Annotated in this window: 13 protein-coding genes; 4 read left to right on the top strand and 9 right to left on the bottom strand. The window is 67.1% G+C overall.

The features are described 5' to 3' along the window. Positions 1–26 precede the first annotated feature (26 nt). The 8 genes from phbB to AN936_RS17415 form a co-directional block, all read right to left on the bottom strand. On the bottom strand, positions 27–749 hold the full coding sequence (gene phbB, locus AN936_RS17450; RefSeq protein ID WP_054589211.1) for an acetoacetyl-CoA reductase: 723 nt from the start codon (positions 747–749) through the stop codon (positions 27–29). Between the two features lie 110 nt (positions 750–859). Continuing rightward, a complete protein-coding gene (locus tag AN936_RS17445; protein WP_054589210.1) occupies positions 860–2,545 on the bottom strand; it encodes a DUF1963 domain-containing protein in 1,686 nt (561 codons plus the stop codon). 77 nt (positions 2,546–2,622) lie between these two features. Beyond that, positions 2,623–3,618, bottom strand: a complete 996-nt coding sequence (gene hemH / locus AN936_RS17440; RefSeq protein WP_054589209.1) for a ferrochelatase — start codon at positions 3,616–3,618, stop codon at positions 2,623–2,625. Continuing rightward, positions 3,615–5,903 carry a xanthine dehydrogenase family protein molybdopterin-binding subunit gene (locus tag AN936_RS17435; protein WP_054589208.1) on the bottom strand — a complete coding sequence of 763 codons (2,289 nt, stop codon included), beginning with the start codon at positions 5,901–5,903 and terminating at the stop codon, positions 3,615–3,617. Before AN936_RS17435 ends, hemH begins: the two co-directional genes overlap by 4 nt. Before the next feature lie 65 nt (positions 5,904–5,968). Then, positions 5,969–6,685 carry an SIMPL domain-containing protein gene (locus AN936_RS17430; protein ID WP_054589207.1) on the bottom strand — a complete coding sequence of 239 codons (717 nt, stop codon included), beginning with the start codon at positions 6,683–6,685 and terminating at the stop codon, positions 5,969–5,971. A 53-nt stretch (positions 6,686–6,738) separates the two neighbouring features. Continuing rightward, entirely contained in the window at positions 6,739–7,335 is a 597-nt protein-coding gene (locus AN936_RS17425; protein ID WP_054589206.1) for a hypothetical protein, read from the bottom strand. Next, complete coding sequence (locus AN936_RS17420; RefSeq protein ID WP_054589205.1) at positions 7,332–7,754, bottom strand: CoA-binding protein; 423 nt, start codon at positions 7,752–7,754, stop codon at positions 7,332–7,334. Before AN936_RS17420 ends, AN936_RS17425 begins: the two co-directional genes overlap by 4 nt. Further along, complete coding sequence (locus AN936_RS17415; protein WP_054589204.1) at positions 7,754–8,731, bottom strand: Mrp/NBP35 family ATP-binding protein; 978 nt, start codon at positions 8,729–8,731, stop codon at positions 7,754–7,756. Before AN936_RS17415 ends, AN936_RS17420 begins: the two co-directional genes overlap by 1 nt. Positions 8,732–8,822: 91 nt before the next feature. Between AN936_RS17415 and hflK the strand changes: the two genes are divergently transcribed. The 4 genes from hflK (at position 8,823) to AN936_RS17395 (ending at position 12,980) form a co-directional block, all read left to right on the top strand. Then, positions 8,823–9,992, top strand: coding sequence for a protease modulator HflK (gene hflK / locus AN936_RS17410; protein ID WP_084758479.1), 1,170 nt, complete (start codon positions 8,823–8,825; stop codon positions 9,990–9,992). After that, complete coding sequence (hflC, locus tag AN936_RS17405) at positions 9,992–10,843, top strand: protease modulator HflC (protein WP_054589203.1); 852 nt, start codon at positions 9,992–9,994, stop codon at positions 10,841–10,843. Before hflK ends, hflC begins: the two co-directional genes overlap by 1 nt. 138 nt (positions 10,844–10,981) lie before the next feature. Then, positions 10,982–12,478, top strand: coding sequence for a Do family serine endopeptidase (locus tag AN936_RS17400; protein ID WP_054589202.1), 1,497 nt, complete (start codon positions 10,982–10,984; stop codon positions 12,476–12,478). Between the two features lie 133 nt (positions 12,479–12,611). Continuing rightward, positions 12,612–12,980, top strand: coding sequence for a VOC family protein (locus AN936_RS17395; protein ID WP_054590391.1), 369 nt, complete (start codon positions 12,612–12,614; stop codon positions 12,978–12,980). 440 nt (positions 12,981–13,420) lie between these two features. Here the strand turns inward: AN936_RS17395 and AN936_RS17390 are convergent, their stop codons facing one another. After that, on the bottom strand, positions 13,421–14,002 hold the full coding sequence (locus tag AN936_RS17390; RefSeq protein ID WP_054589201.1) for a CHAP domain-containing protein: 582 nt from the start codon (positions 14,000–14,002) through the stop codon (positions 13,421–13,423). Between the last annotated feature and the right edge of the window lie 175 nt (positions 14,003–14,177).

The raw sequence follows: 14,177 nt of genomic DNA, 5'->3' as shown, positions 1-14,177 counted from the left end.
AACGCCTTTTTACCCGCCTGCCATCGTCAATACATATGCTGTCCGCCGTTGATGCTCATCGTCGATCCGGTGACGAAACCCGCATCCTCGCTGCACAGAAAGGCAACGCCGCGCGCGATCTCGTCGGCCTGGCCGAGGCGGCCGACCGGGATCTTGGCGACGATCTTTTCGAGCACCGGCGCGGGCACCGCAGCGACCATGTCGGTGTCGATATAGCCGGGCGCGATCGCGTTGACCGTCACGCCCTTCTTCGCGCCTTCCTGCGCGAGCGCCTTGGTAAAGCCGTGAATCCCCGATTTGGCGGCGGCATAGTTGACCTGACCATATTGGCCGGCCTGTCCGTTGATCGAGCCGATGTTGACGATGCGGCCCCAGCCGCGCTCGACCATGCCGCCGAAGGTCGCCTTGGCCATGTTGAAACAGCCGCCGAGATTAACGCGCATGACGTCGTCCCAATCGTCATAGCTCATGCGGGCGAGCGTGCCGTCGCGGGTGATCCCCGCGTTGTTGACGACGATGTCGATCGGGCCGACATCGGCGGCGATCCGCGCACAACTGTCGAGACACGCCTGATGGTCGCCGACGTCCCACTTCATCGCCGCGATGCCGGTGCGTTCGGTAAATTCCCGGGCTTTTTCGTCGTTGCCGGCATAGTTGGCGACGACGGTGACGCCCTGCTCCTGCAATTTCAGCGAAATGGCTTCGCCGATACCGCGGCTGCCGCCGGTGACGATTGCTACGCGTGTCATGAATCAGGCTCTCCCACAGAGTTGAAGGACCAGAGTAGGCGGCGGTACGGGGCGCCGCAAGTTGACCGGAACGTCAATCGCAACGCTATTTCAGGGAGGTGGGCAGGGGGCTAGTTGCTGACCTGCACGACCGGCCGGTCGAGCCGTCCCGCAGCCAGATCGGCCTTGCGCATCGTCAGCACCAGATGGTCGACATCGCCGAACATCCAGCTCATCAGCCCGCTCGACGGCAGTTCGAGCATCGTCGCATCGGCGTCCGCATCATAATCATGGACATAGGCGAAGGGGACGTGGCCGATCCCGCCCATCTCGCGCGCCGCCAGTTCGCGGCAATAGGGCTCGAGGACCGCAAGCGCCTCGGGCGACAGCGCGTCCGACCCGGCGGCATAGGCATGTTTGGCATGGTCGAACCAGATGCTGTGGTAATCATGCGCCCACAGCGGCGCATCGGGATGATGCTCGGTGAGCGGCAGAATGAGCGTCTCGATCGCCTCGGCGCCGGGGCGCCCTGCCGGATCGGGCTTGCGGTTGACCTTGGCCCAGCGGATCGTCTGCAGGGCCCCCATCACCGCCGCGGCGGCCGCCGGCGAGAATTCGTCGCGGCCGGCGCTTTCGCGGACGATTGCGATGATCTCCTGCGCATTGGCCAGCGCTTCGCGGTTCATCTCGGCTGCGGCATGTGCGGCTTCGGCAAGCTCGGTCAGCGTCGCAAGCTGGTTTTCGAGCAGCGTCCGGTCGAGCGGATCGCCCTCGGCCGTGTCGGGCTCGCCGAGGCGGCGTTCGATATTGGCGAGCTGGACCTCGATCGGCGATGGCGCACCGCCGGGATCGCGCCAGAAGCGCGAAATCCGCATGTCGAGGATTTCGGCCATCGCGGTCATGCTCGCCCAGTCGAACGGGTGCCACGCCGGGTCGGCGATATCATAGCCGGCGCGATAAAGGCGGTGGCCCGGCCCGTCGTCGCCGCCTTCGGCGTCGCGCGGATCGGGATCGCCGGGGCGTACCGCGACCAGATCGACGGGCCATTGGGGAAAGGCGCGCCGCGTGAAGGGCATAAGGTCGCCGAAACGCAGCCCGCCGTGCGGCGCGAAGAAAACATCGTCGTCGCCCTGCGGCCGCGGCGGGCCGACCGGATCGCCGGGCTCGGCGACATGGACGACGAGCATGTCGCCGTCGCGCGGATGGATGAAGAAGGCGAGCGCGCCGCTGCGCGGTCCCAAACCGTCCCAAAGCTCGGCGGGCAGCGCGGCGCAATCGATCTGCGCGAGGAAATCGGCCGGCGTCTCGCGAATCTCGGGCCATGGCGTGCGCGCGTCGAGGCGCGGGGTGCCGCCGAGCCAGCTCGTCGCCCCGTCCGCGTCGCGCGGCGGAATTTGCGGGACAAGGCGGATGGCCACGGCGTCGTTACCGCGTCGGTCGACCAGATCGGCCTCATGTTCGACCTGCGCCACCATCGACGCGAGCATCGCTTCGGCCATCGCGCGCGCTTCGGGATCGGGCGGCGGCGCGCTCGGTTCGGGTTCGGGGGCAGGTTCGCTCAGCCCGGCGAGCGGCGCCTTGCCGCTGACCCGCGCGAGCCGCGATGGCGAGATTTCGACCGGTTCCTCCGCGACCGCCCGTTCCTTGCGCGACAGCGCCGGCAGCTTGAATTCGCGCGGCATCGACGGCGAGCGGGGCATTTTCGGGGCGGCCGGCACGGTCTCGCCCTGGCGTTTCCGCCACACGAACCAGGCGACCAGCAGGAAGGCGAGCGTAACGCCGATCAGCTTCACTGCTGCCGATTCAAGCTGGCTCATCGATCCTACCTCCGACTGAAGCGGCTTTGCGCCGTGCCGGAGAGCTTAACGCAAGGACCTAAACAGGAAGTAAGCGTCTACAGCCATCCCGCGAGTTCGCGCCGGACCAGCGTTTCGAGCATCGTCATGCCGGGAGCGCTGTCGTTCAGACACGGCAGATAGGCGAACTGCCGCCCGCCCGCGTCTGCAAACTGCTCCTTGCCGCGGATCGCCAGCTCCTCGAGCGTCTCGAGGCAGTCGGCGGCAAAGCCCGGCGCGAAGACGGCCACGCTTCGGCCCTCTGCGCCCAGCCGTGCCAAGGTCGCATCGGTCGCGGGCTCGAGCCATTTGGCGCGGCCGAAGCGCGACTGAAACGCGACCTCGACCGGCCGCCCCAGCGCGTCGGACAAAAGACGCGCTGTTTTCCGACATTGGCAATGATAGGGGTCGCCGAGATGCAATGTTCGTTCAGGCATGCCGTGAAAGCTCGCCAGCAATACATCGGGGGTAAAGTCGAGCGCGGCCAGCCCCGCCTCGACGGAGATTCTCAGGGCGTCCAGATAGGCGGCATCGTCATGATAGGGCGGCAGGAAACGCAGCGCCGGCTGCCAACGCAGCCGGTTCAGGTGCGAGCCCACGGCATCGACCACCGTCGCCGTCGTTGCAGCGCAATATTGGGGATAGAGTGGTGCGACGAGTATGCGTCTGCACCCCGCCGCCATCATGGCATCGATCGCCGGACCGATAGCGGGCCGGCCGTAGCGCATCGCATAGGCGACTTGCACCGCGTCGCCGAACGCCGCCTGCAGAGCGCTGCTCTGCGCGCGGGTTATCGAAGCAAGGGGCGATCCTTCGTCCGTCCACACCTGGGCATAGGCGTGCGCCGACTTTTTCGGGCGGGTGGTCAGGATGATGCCGCGCAGGATCGGTTGCCACAGAAGTTGCGGAATCTCGACCACCCGGCGGTCCGACAGGAACTCGGCAAGGTAACGGCGCACCGACGGCGCATCGGGGGCGTCGGGGGTGCCGAGGTTGACCAGCAGGACACCGACGCCCGGCGCGGCGATTGGAGGATGCCCGCTCGGGATCTTCATAGCGGATGCGCCGAGAGGGGCAGGCGGCGGATACGGCGCCCGGTCGCCGCGAACAGCGCGTTGGCGATCGCGGGGGGAACCACTGGTACGCCGATCTCGCCGAGCCCGCCGGGGTCGCGGTCGCTGTCGACGAACTCGATCAATATCTGCGGCGTTTGCGACAGTCGCGGCAGGCCGAGCTGGCCGAACTTGCGCGCCGTCGCGACGCCGCCCTCATAGTCGGTCGTCGCCCCGACCGCGGCGGCGAGGCCGAAGATCAGCCCCCCTTCGATCTGCTGGCGCGCGATCGCCGGATTGACGAGGCGGCCGGCGTCGACGACCGCGACGAGCTGTTCGACCTGCAGGCCCTTGTCGCTTTGGCGCGCGGTCGCCATCAGCGCAATGTGACTGCCGCGCATGCTGTGGCAGGCGAGACCCTGCGCGGTTCCCGACAGGCCGCCCTCCCAGCCGCCGAGGCTCGTCGCGGTGAGCAGGCAGCGCGCGAGCAACGGCGCATCGCCGAGCATCGCAATCCGGTACGACAGCGCGTCGGTCCCGGCGCGCGCCGCCATTTCGTCGACGAAGGATTCGGTGAAGAAGGCGGTGTAGCTGTCGGCATTGCCGCGCCAGCGCGCGGTCGGCAGGCCGATATCGGCGGGGCAATGATCGACCGCGAGATGGGGGATCGCATAGCCGTTTGCCGCCCCCTCGACCGCTGCGGCGTCGGCTTTTCCCGCTGCGGAACGCTGCGCGACGTCGGGCGGGCTATTGTCGAACAGCCGCTCGCGGACTTCATGGTTGGTGGACGGCACCGAGATGCGAGTAACGAGCGCGTCGATGCCGCCGGCGGCGTTCAGCGTCGCGGTCAGCTTCGCGCGCGCCGGCGCGCGCGGGGGCACGCGCATGATCTCCTCGGCGCGCGACCAGGCGAGCTGGACGGGGCGCTTGATCTGCAAGGCGATGATCGCCGCCTGCACCGCGACATTATGGTCGAGGCAGGCGTCGAACGAACCCCCGGCCATCATCGGGAACAGCGTGACGGCCGCCGGCGCCAGCCCGGTCGCGCGGGCGATCGCATCGCGGCACTGCGCGGGCGCCTGCGTCGCGACCCAGACGCGCAGCTTCGCGCCATCAGGGGCGGCGGTCGCGGTGCGCGTTTCGATGGAAGCGTGGAGCGCCGGAGCGACGGCATATTCGGCCGCGACCTTGGTGCGCCCCGCCATCGCCTCGCCAACGTCGCCTTCGCTCCTGATCCGGAAGGCATCCTCCTTGAGCGCGCTTTTCAGCGCCTTGTCGATCCGGTCGCTCGAAACCGGCGTGCCGTCGGTCTCGAAAACCGGGGCGAAGCGGTCGAGCGCGCGGTTTGCCGCCCACCAGTTGCGCGCGACGGTGGCGAGCCAGCGCTCATGCTCGACGATATGGAGCAGGCCGGGCGATTTCATCCCGGCTTTGCGGTCGATGCCCTTCAGCCGCGTCGCGCCGACCGGGCCCTGGCGGATCGCGGCAAACACCATGTCGGGCAACCGGATGTCGCCGGCATAGTTCGCCGATCCGTCGACCTTCGCCGGCAGGTCGAGCCGCGTCAGTTCCTTGCCGTACAGCGGATCGGCGCTCGATGCGCGATAGACCGGCTCGGCGGGCGGCTCGAGCAATGCGGCCGCTGCCGCGACCTCGGCGAAGCGAAGCTTCTTCGCGCCAAGGATCACAAAGCCGTCCTGCGTGTCGCACGCCTCCCAGTCGGCATCCCAGCGCCGCGCCGCCGCCATCATCAGCAGCGCGCGTGCCTGCGCCGCCGCGTCGCGGCACGGCGCCTCGAACATCCGCACCGACGAACTGTTCGCGGTCAGCATCACGGCGTGGCGGACCGCCCATTCGCGGCGCACCCAGCCGCGCACATCGTGGACGAAATCGGGGACGCCGCCGCGCGGGCTAAAGACGGCGCTATCCTCGTCGATTACCAGCGTGTTGGTGTAGAGCGGGCTGATCGGCGCGGTTTCGACCGCGATCGTGCGCCAGTCGGCGCCGAGTTCGTCGGCCATGATCTGCGGCAGCAGCGTTGTGACACCCTGTCCCATCTCGCACTGCGGGACGATGGCGCTGATATGCCCGTCGTCGCCGATCTTCAGGAAGGCGTTGAAAATATGCTCGTCGGGCGCGGCAGTCAGATTGGGGCTATAATCGCGCGGCCACAGGCTCCACGCGATCGCGAGGCCCCCTGCGGCGGTCGCGCCGACGAGCAGCGAACGGCGGCTGACATGCGGCAGGCGCCTTTTGTCTTTCCCCACAGTGTCGCGAATGCCCGCCATCCCCGCCGCTGATAGTCGGCGCGAGTCGGCGACGCAAAGGCTTTCGGACGAGCGGGAGTCCGGCGCTATTTCTTCGTCAGCGCGAAATCGACCTGCACCGACACCTGCGATTCGCTGACGCCGGGGTTGAAGGGCGGCGCGGCGGCGACGGCCTGCGGCGCGACGCGGTTCGCGGCGTCCATTTCATAATAGGGCATCGGCGGTGGCGCGCCGCCGCCATCGCGGATCGCGAGGACGCGGTCGATCTTGAGCCCCGCCGCGCCGGCATAGGCGTCGGCACGCGCCCGCGCGGCACGGTAAGCGGCGGCATAGGCCGACTTGGTCGCGGCCTCCTGATCGGAGACGCGGAGCGTCGGACCCGACAGGACATTGGCGCCGGCGCGGGTCGTTGCCGCCACCGCTTCGCCCGCCTTGTCGACGGCGCGCATCCGCACCTCGACCTGGTTCACTGCTTCATATTTGCCCTTGTTGGCGCCCCAGTCGATCCGGTTGACGGTCAGCTGGCGCGTCTGAAGATCCTTTTCGGCGACGCCGAAGGCTTTCAGCGCTTCGGTCACCTTGGCCATGGTTTCGTTGTTGCGCTGGGTCGCTGTCTCGGATGACGCGGCGATCGTGCTCACCCCGGCGGTAAAGCGCGCCTCGTCCGGGCGGGTCTCGGACCGGCCGGTCGCAGACACCGACAGCAACGTCTCATCATGCTCGACCCCGCGCGGGTCGGGCGCCTTGTCGCCGCACGCGGCGAGCGCGAGCAGAGGGATCAGCATGAGGGGCTGGGTGCGCATGTTTTTCTCCCGTTCGATGCCGGGCTAGCGCATGACGGGCGGAAGGGTTCCCCTTACCAGCCCCAGGGTGCGGGCGGCGGCGCCACCGGGCTGGCATAGTCGAACGCGACGCGAAAATGCCTTTCTTCGCGGTTCAGCCCATAGGTAAAGCCCGCAGTGGTCGTTTCGACCGACCAGATGTTGGTGTTCGAAACGCTGCGGCCGGTCGCCGTGAACATCGCAATCGACTCAGCGTCGACGGGAAAGGTCTGGCGCGTCGCCGTCCCGCCATCGGCGGTGTCGCCGCCATAGAGGGTGACGGTGTCAGGCTTGCCATCGGCGTGGCGATGGTCGTGCTTGAGGCGGAGGCCGGTGGCCGTGCGGCTGATGATCCACGTCCGCGAGCGGTCCCAGCCGCCGTCGGGACCGAGGCCGTCGATGTGGAAAGGGATTTCGATGCGGTCGGGCGTGCAATGGCGGATATGCATCACCATCGCCTTGCCGCGCATGTCGGCGTCGGCGTCCTGATCGCTCGCGAGATGGCCGGCATAGGCCTTGCCGCAGCGCGCGGTGAGAGCCTCGAAGAAAGCGTCCTGCGGGTTCGTGCGCGTCGCCGCGGTCGCGCATCCAGCAAGCGTGGTGGGGATGAGCAGCGGCAGAAGGGCCTTCACCTGAGCAGGCCGAGGCGCGGGATTTCGACCTTGGGGCAACGGTCCATGACCACGACCAGCCCCGCCGCTTCGGCGCGTGCGGCGGCTGCTTCGTCGATCACCCCCATCTGCATCCACACCGCCTTGGCGCCATGGACGATAGCTTCGTCGACCGCGGCGCCGGCGTCGGCGCTGTTGCGGAAAATGTCGACGAGATGCGCGGGCGGCTCGACATCGGCGAGCGTCGCAACGACGGGAGCGTCATGGATCGTCTTGCCGGCGTGGCCGGGGTTGACGGCGATCACGTCATGGCCCTGCCGGACGAGGAAGGCGAGGACGCCGTTCGACGGCCGGGCCGGGTTGGGCGAGGCGCCGACGACGGCGATGCGGCGCGGCTGGCCCAGCAATTCGCGGATTTCGGCATCGTCGTTGATCGCCATCATTTGCCCTTTCGTGCAGCCAGCCATGCGGCGACCTTCGCCGCTATCGCGTGGAACGGCTCGCCCGCCGGGTCGGTTCCGGCGGCCGGGGGCACGCCGCCGTCGCTGGCGAGGCGGATACCCATCGACAGCGGCACGCGGCCGAGGAAGTCGATGTTCATCGTCTGCGCCGCCGCCTCGGCGCCGCCGCAACCGAACGGGTCGCTGACCTCGCCGCAATGCGGGCAGGCATAGCCCGCCATATTCTCGACAAGGCCGATGATCGGCACCTCGGCCTGTTCGAACAGGCTGATTGCGCGCGTCGCGTCCATCAGCGCGAGGTCCTGCGGGGTCGATACGATCACCGCGCCAGCGGGCTTGTGGCGCTGGATCATCGTCAACTGGACGTCACCGGTACCGGGCGGCAGGTCGACGACGAGCGTGTCGATATCGCCCCAGCTCGCATCGACGAGCTGCTCCAGCGCTTTGCCCGCCATCGGGCCGCGCCAGGCGATCGCCTGTCCGGGCGCCGCGATCTGGCCGGTCGACAGCATCGGCACGCCATAAGCGTTGGGGACGGGGGCGAGCTTCGATCCGCGCGCCTCGGGCTTGACGCCCTCGCTGTCCATCAGGCGGGGCTGCGATGGTCCATAGATATCGGCATCGACTAGCCCGACCTTCACCCCCTGCCGGCGCAGCGCGACGGCGAGGTTGGCGGCGAGCGTCGACTTGCCGACGCCGCCCTTGCCGCTGCCCACCGCGATGATCGTCAGCGCCTTCTTTTCGGCGGTCATCGCGACGCGCACCTCGGTAACGCCGGGCCGCGCGAGCAGTCCCGCGCGGAGCTTGTCCTCAAGCGGTTTGCGCTCGGCTTCCGCCAGCCCGGTGACGTCGAGGACGATCGCAAGCGTGCCTTGCTCGTCGAGAAAACGGAGGCCGGAGCTGCGGCCGCCGCTGAGGTCGGTGGCGATGCTGGCGAGAGGAGCGATATCGGTCATGTGAGCGGGAAATAGGGATGGCAGGGGGGATTGCCAGCCATTTTCGCGCGCACCCCCTGTTAATCGCGCCCGTCGCCCCTATAAAAGCAATATGAACGACAAGATTGACGGCAGCATGGGACGCCGCACTCCCCGGGGATTGCGGCAATTTTTCGATTCGATCAGCCTGATGGCGAACAGCCCGTGGGGCAGCGGCCCCAAGGGCGGCGGCGATGGCGGACCCGACGATGGCAAGAAACCCGGCCCGCGCAATCCCTGGGTCACCCCCGATCCCGCCGACCAGCAGCGCCCGCGTAAACCGCGCGGTCCCTCGGCGCTCGACGAATTGCTGCGCAAGGGGCGCGGCGGCTTCGGCAGCGGCGGCTCGGGCGGCGGCGGTGGCGGGGGGCTGAACCTCCCCGATTCGGCGCGGCTCTGGAAATGGGGGGTCCTCGCGGTCGCCGTGCTGTGGGTGCTGTTTTCCTCCTTCCACATCGTTCCGCCCGAAAAGGAAGGCGTCGTCACCCGCCTCGGCAGCTATTCGCGCACCGTCGGGCCGGGCGTCAAATTCACCTGGCCGGCGCCGATCGAGCGCATCCGGCTGGAGGACGTGCGCGCCATCCGCACGATGGCGATCGGCTCGCCGAATGCCACCGACGAGAATTTCGTCCTGACGCGCGACCAGAGCATCGTCGACCTCGCCTATGAGGTCCGCTGGTCGGTGCGCGATCCCGAACTTTTCTTCTTCCAGCTTGCCGACCCCGAAGGCACGATCCGCGAGGTCGCCGAAAGCGCGATGCGCGCGACCGTCGCCAATTTCGACCTTGTGCAGGCGATCGGTCCCGGCCGCGTCGAGATCGAAACGCAGGTTCAGGCGCGCATGCAGGAATTGCTCAACCAGTATCGCGCTGGCGTGACGATCCAGGGCATCGCGATCCGCCAGGCCGATCCGCCGAGCCAGGTCGACGAGGCCTTCAAGGAAGTCACCGCGGCGCGGCAGGAGCGCGAATCGGCCATCAACCTTGCGCGCGCCTACCAGCAGCAGGTCCTCGAACGCGCGCGCGGTGACACTGCGGCGTTCGACAAGATCTATGAACAGTACAAGCTTGCGCCCGCGGTGACGCGCCAGCGGCTTTATTATGAAACGATGGAGAATGTGTTGTCGAACGTCGACAAGACGATCGTCGAACCCCGCGGGGTGACCCCCTATCTGCCGCTCAATCAGGTCCAGCGCCGCGCCGCGGCCGCCGAGCCCGAAGCGGCGACGAAGGGAGGCCAGTGATGTTCGACGCCCTCTTCCGCAACCCGATGCGCTTGCTCGTCGGCCTCGTCGTCCTGCTCGTCATCCTGTCGCAGTCGCTGGCGATCGTGCCCGAAGACAAGCAGGCGCTGATCCTGCGCTTCGGCGAGATCGAGCGCACGGTGAACCGCTACAAGCCGAACGAGGATTTCGGCCGCTCGGGCGCCGGGCTTGTGCTCCGCGTGCCGTTCACCGACGGCATCCAATATATCGACAAGCGCATTCTCGGCGTAAACATGGAGCGCCAGCAGGTGCTGTCGACCGATCAGCAACGGCTGCAGGTCGACGCCTTCGCGCGTTTCCGCATCACCAACCCGGTGCGCATGTACACGGCGATCCGCACCGAGGATAAATTGCAGACGCAGCTTGCGACCATCCTCGGCTCGTCGCTGCGCAACGAACTCGGCAAGCGCACCTTCGCGACCTTGCTGTCGGCCGAACGCGGCGCGGTGATGGACAATATTCAGGTCGCGCTCAATCGCGAGGCGAACAAATATGGCGCCGAGATCATCGACGTCCGGATCAAGCGCGCCGACCTTCCCGAAGGCGCGACGCTCGAGGCGGCGTACAACCGCATGCGCACCGCGCGCCAGCAGGAAGCGATCTCGATCCGCGCCGAAGGGCAGAAGGAAGCGCAGATCATCCGCGGCGGCGCCGACGGCGAAGCGGCGCGCATCTATGCCGAAAGTTTCGGCAAGGACCCCGAATTCTATGATTTCTATCGTGCGATGCAGAGCTATCGGCAGACCTTCCTCGGTGAGAACAACCAGGGCGGGACGTCGATCATCCTGTCGCCCGACAATGAATATCTGAAGCGTTTCCAGGGAGGCTGAGCGGGGCAGGACGCCCGATGAACGGATGGTACAAGGATCGTTCATGTTCAAATAGCGTTCAGCCAACGGCGAGCAGATACCGCAGCGCCGGGATTCAGGACCTTCAACGGTTTTCGTAAGAGAAAAGGATTTGCGATCGTGCGTTATGTTTATGGCATCACTTCGGCCTTGCTGGTGGGTGGCACGGCGCTGGCGCTGGTAACCCAATCCCCCGTTGGCGCGCAGGTCGCGCAGAACGAGAAGAGCGAGATCGCCAAGGTCGTTCCGCGTTCGGGCGCGCCCGAAAGCTTCGCCGACCTCGTCGAGCAGCTCCAGCCCGCGGTTGTCAACATCTCGACCAAGCAGGAGGTCACGCTTGGCGTCCGGCTCAATCCCTTTGCGGGGACACGCGAACCGATCACGCAGGAACAGCAGGGCGGCGGCTCGGGCTTCCTGATCTCGGCGGACGGCTATATCGTCACCAACAACCATGTCATCTCTGGCGGCCCGCGCGGCGAGGCGGTCAATCAGGTGACGGTGACGCTGACCAACCAGAAGGAATATAAGGCGACGATCGTCGGCCGCGACGTCGCGTCCGACCTTGCGCTGCTCAAGATCGATGCGACGGGGCTGCCCTTCGTCAAATTCGCCGACAGCAGCACGGCGCGCGTTGGCGACTGGGTGGTGGCGATCGGCAATCCCTTGGGCCTCGGTTCGACGGTGACCGCGGGCATCATCTCGGCGGTGCAGCGCAACCTCGGGCAGGGCGGCGCCTATGACCGCTACATCCAGACCGACACGGCGATCAACCGCGGCAATTCGGGCGGTCCGCTGTTCGACCTGCAGGGCAATGTCGTCGGCATCAACAACATGCTGATCTCGCCCGTCGGCGCGAACATCGGCGTCAACTTCGCGATCCCCGCCGATGCGGCGATCCCGGTGATCAACGCGTTGCGCGCCGGCGAGAAGGTCGAGCGCGGTTACCTCGGCATCGGTATCGCACCGGTCGACGAGGATCTGGCGGCCGCCCTCGGCCTGCCGAAGGACCGCGGCGAATTCGTCCAGCGCGTCGAGGATGGCGGCGCGGCCGCCAAGGCCGGCCTGAAGCGCGGCGACGTCGTGACCAAGGTCAACGGCAAGGATGTGACGCCGCAACAAACGCTGTCGTACATCGTCGCCAATACCAAGCCGGGGACGCGCATTCCGCTCGAAATCGTCCGCGACGGCAAGCCGATGACGCTCAACGCCGTCGTCGGCACGCGGCCGCCCGAGGAACAGCTCGCAGGCACTAACTTCGACCCCGAGGAAGAACAGACGCTGCCCGACGATCCTTCGGGCGCCGCCGATACGACGATCCAGGAAGCGCTCGGCCTTGCGGTGCAGCCGCTGACCAGCGACATCGCGCGCTCGATCGGCGTCGATGCGACGACCAAGGGTCTCGTGATCGGCGCGGCGTCGGCGAACAGCGACGCGGGCCGCAAGGGCCTGCGCCGCGGCGACGTGATCCTCAGCGCCAATCGCACGCCGGTGACGACGAGCGACGCGCTGGCGAAGATCGTCGGCGATGCAAAGAAGGCGGGCCGCGATGCGGTGCTGCTCGAAATCCTCCGCCGCGGCGGCCCCTCGGCCTTTATCGCGGTACGGGTGAAGCCTTAACCGGCTGCGGTCCCGGCTCGCGGGACAAGCTATCGAAAAGGGCGCCGCGACCTTCGGGTCCGGCGCCCTTTTTGTTTGCGTCCCGGATTTTTGTTCCTAAAATGTTCTCATGGATCGAGTCGGGAGAGCAATGATGATCGGTTATGTGACTTTGGGGACGCGCGATCTGGCCAAGGCGGCGGTCTTTTACGACGCCATCGCCGCCGAACTGGATACGCCGCGGATGATGGAATTCGACGGCTTCATCGCTTGGGGCAAGGATGGCGGCGGCGCGGGCATCGGCCTGACGCGGCCGTTCGACGGCAATCCAGCGAGTGTCGGCAATGGCGTGATGGTCGCGCTGCAGGCGTGTGACAAGGAACAGGTGCATCGGCTCTACGACATCGCACTCGCGAACGGGGGGACCTGCGAAGGCCCGCCGGGACCGCGTGGCGAAGGCTTTTACGCCGGCTATTTCCGCGACCCCGACGGCAACAAGCTCAACGCCTTCATCATGGGGTGAGGGGGGCTGGGTCAGCGGTTGCGAGTTGGTGAGCTGCCGTTGCTTTGCACACTTTCGTCATCCCGGACTTGATCCGGGATCCACAGCCGCGCCGTCGTCATGGACCCCGGATCAAGTCCGGGTGACGAAGAGAGGAAAATCCTCCCTGTGCTGCAGGCATGGGGAGGTGGCGGCCCGTAGGGCTGACGGAGAGGCCGAGCGCGAAGCGCTCGCTGCGTTCGCGGCGCCTCCATCGCCGCTTCGCGGTGGCCCCGCTCCCCACGGCTGCGCCGCAGGGAGGATTTAAACGTCAGCAATCGGTCGAAAGCCGTCACTCGGTCTTTGCGGTTGGCAACAGCTGTCATCGGCTACCCCAAAAGGGGGGAAGCCACCCGGAGCGGCGAACCGTCCCGGATGGCTTCAGTGCTCGCCAATGGCCTTAGAGGGTTGGGGGGTAAGGCTCAGTTGGCGAGCGAGGCGACGACCATTGCGAGGCCGTTGCCGGGTTTCCAGTCGTTCTTCGTCCAGACGGGCTCCTGATCGACGACATTGCGGTCGGGGGCGCTGGCGCCGCCCGCGTAGATAAAGCCCTGCACGGGGTTGGCGCGCAGGCCGAGGTCGCCGATCGGCGCGTACCAGACGCGGACCATGCTCCAGTCGCCGCGGTCGCTGACATCGATCACGCGGACGTTGCGTTCGATCTGGCCGCGGCGGCCGTTGATCGGCGACCAATTGGCATGGTCGATCAGGATTTCGCGGTCGCTGACGATCTTCTTGACCACCGCGACATGGCCGAGCGGCATGCCGCGGGTGCCGGCAAACGCCATCACCGCGCCCTTGCGGGGCTCTTCGCCGCGTTCATAGGTGCCGGCGGCCTGTGACCACCAGGTCTTGGCATTGCCGCGGATTTCGACGCCCGATTCGGCGCGGGCGAAGGGAACGCACTGCAGATAACCGCGCGCCGCCGCAGGGGTGGCAGCAAGGATACCGGTCAGCATCATCAAGGACGCGGCGACGGCACCCAGAAAGCGGCTGTAAAGCATGGATTGCGACCCCCAATTGGCTTGTCTTCAAGCGTTGAAGGCTGTTTGCCACGTTTGACGAACGCGACCACAATCTAGCGGTGAGTTGCGCCCGAAGTGCGATGGGCGGCGGAACCTTTTGGTAAGGCTTTCAACTCGTCGTGGCAGGGCTTCGGCCCGTCGCCGAAAGCCGATA

Origin of the sequence: Sphingopyxis macrogoltabida (assembly GCF_001307295.1) — a bacterium.
In the GTDB taxonomy this organism is placed as follows: Bacteria; Pseudomonadota; Alphaproteobacteria; order Sphingomonadales; family Sphingomonadaceae; genus Sphingopyxis; species Sphingopyxis macrogoltabida_B.
This window is presented reverse-complemented; position numbering and strand designations above follow the sequence as displayed.